At 66.5% G+C, this 1253-nt stretch carries 2 protein-coding genes; both read right to left on the bottom strand.

Going from position 1 to position 1253, the window contains the following annotated elements; all coding sequences use genetic code 11:
• Positions 1 to 1044, bottom strand: coding sequence for a cytochrome c-type biogenesis protein CcmH (locus J4650_RS22610; protein ID WP_023993451.1), 1044 nt, complete (start codon positions 1042 to 1044; stop codon positions 1 to 3).
• The coding region (locus J4650_RS22605) for a hypothetical protein (RefSeq protein WP_097117292.1) at positions 1041 to 1253 on the bottom strand (213 nt) is incomplete at its 5' end. The genes J4650_RS22610 and J4650_RS22605, both read right to left, overlap by 4 nt.

Here is a 1253-nt window from a genome sequence, read left to right as displayed (position 1 = left end):
TTATTTCTCCTGCGCCAGCCGGATACTGCGCTCTATCACCGCCCGCCGGGCGTCACCCGCCGGCAGCAGCTTCAGCATCATCTCCCAGGCCGCCACCGCCTCGCCAAAGCGCTGCTGCTCAAAGGCGCTGAACGCATACAGGCTTAACACCCGGATATCCGTGTGGTCGCGGCTCACCAGCTGACGCAGCAGCTCCCCGCCACGGCGGTTATCCTCCGGGTCGGACGAGCGCGTCAGCGCCTCCGCGTAGCCCAGCGCCGCATCGCGGTTTTTCGGGTCCAGACGGTAAGCGTTCGCATACGCCCCGGTGGCGGTACCGGCATTACCCAGTACCATACCGGTGCGCCCCAGCATGAGCCAGCCCTCAACATTGCCGGCATCATTCTGCAGGCGGGTGCGCAGCCCCAGCGCCAGCCGCGCCATCTCCTCCTCATTCAGCGGCTGCGCCTGCGGGTCCAGCGCCCGCGCCAGCAGCCCCGGCGTCTGCGCCGTCGCCTGCTGCCAGACCCTGACCTGCTGATAGCTGCCGGTCAGGGCGTAGCTGCCGGCGCCGACCGCCAGCGCAATGACGGCCCCCGGCACGTAAACGCCCCACCCGGCGCGCGCGCCGCAAACCGGGGTGTCCGCCGGCAGCGGCTCCCGGCGCAGGCGCACCCGCCTGCGCGTCCGGGCGACGATTATCCACCCGCCCGCCACGATGGCGGCCAGCGGCAGCACCCACAGCAGCACCGTCAGCGGGGTCAGCGGCGGGTCGTAGGTGACGAAGTTGCCGTAGCGCGCCACCATGTAATCGATGATTTCCTGGCGGCTCTTCCCCTCCTGCATCAGGTCATACACCCTGCGGCGCATGTCGGTGGCTATCATCGCGTTCGAGTCCGCAATGCTGTTGTTCTGGCATTTCGGGCAGCGCAGCTGCTCCGTGAGCTGGCGGAACTGCTGCTCCTGCGCTTCATCTTTAAACGGCATCACGTCGGTGGTTGCCCGCGCTGACCCGGAGATAACCAGCACCAGCATCAGCATCACCATGCCCGGTAACAGTCTCATTGCGCCGCCTCCCGGCTGTATCTGTCCCACAGCGGTTTCAGTTCACTTTCCCATACCCGGGCATTCAAATCGCCCGCATGGCGGTAGCGGATAATCCCCCTGCCGTCGATGAGGAAGGTTTCCGGCGCGCCGTACACGCCCAGGTCCAGCCCCAGCATCCCGTCGCTGTCCGATAAACTCAGCGCATACGGGTTGCCCAGTTCTTTTAA

It is taken from the genome of Salmonella sp. 32120201201600049SM (assembly GCF_017572835.1).
GTDB lineage: Bacteria > Pseudomonadota > Gammaproteobacteria > Enterobacterales > Enterobacteriaceae > Salmonella > Salmonella enterica.
Note: the sequence above shows the minus strand (reverse complement) of the source record. Positions and strands in the feature narration are given on the sequence as shown.

Excerpts from the sequence above, each read along its gene's own strand:
- J4650_RS22610 (WP_023993451.1), bottom strand. The coding sequence starts at position 1,044 with ATGAGACTGTTACCGGGCATGGTGATGCTGATGCTGGTGCTGGTTATC.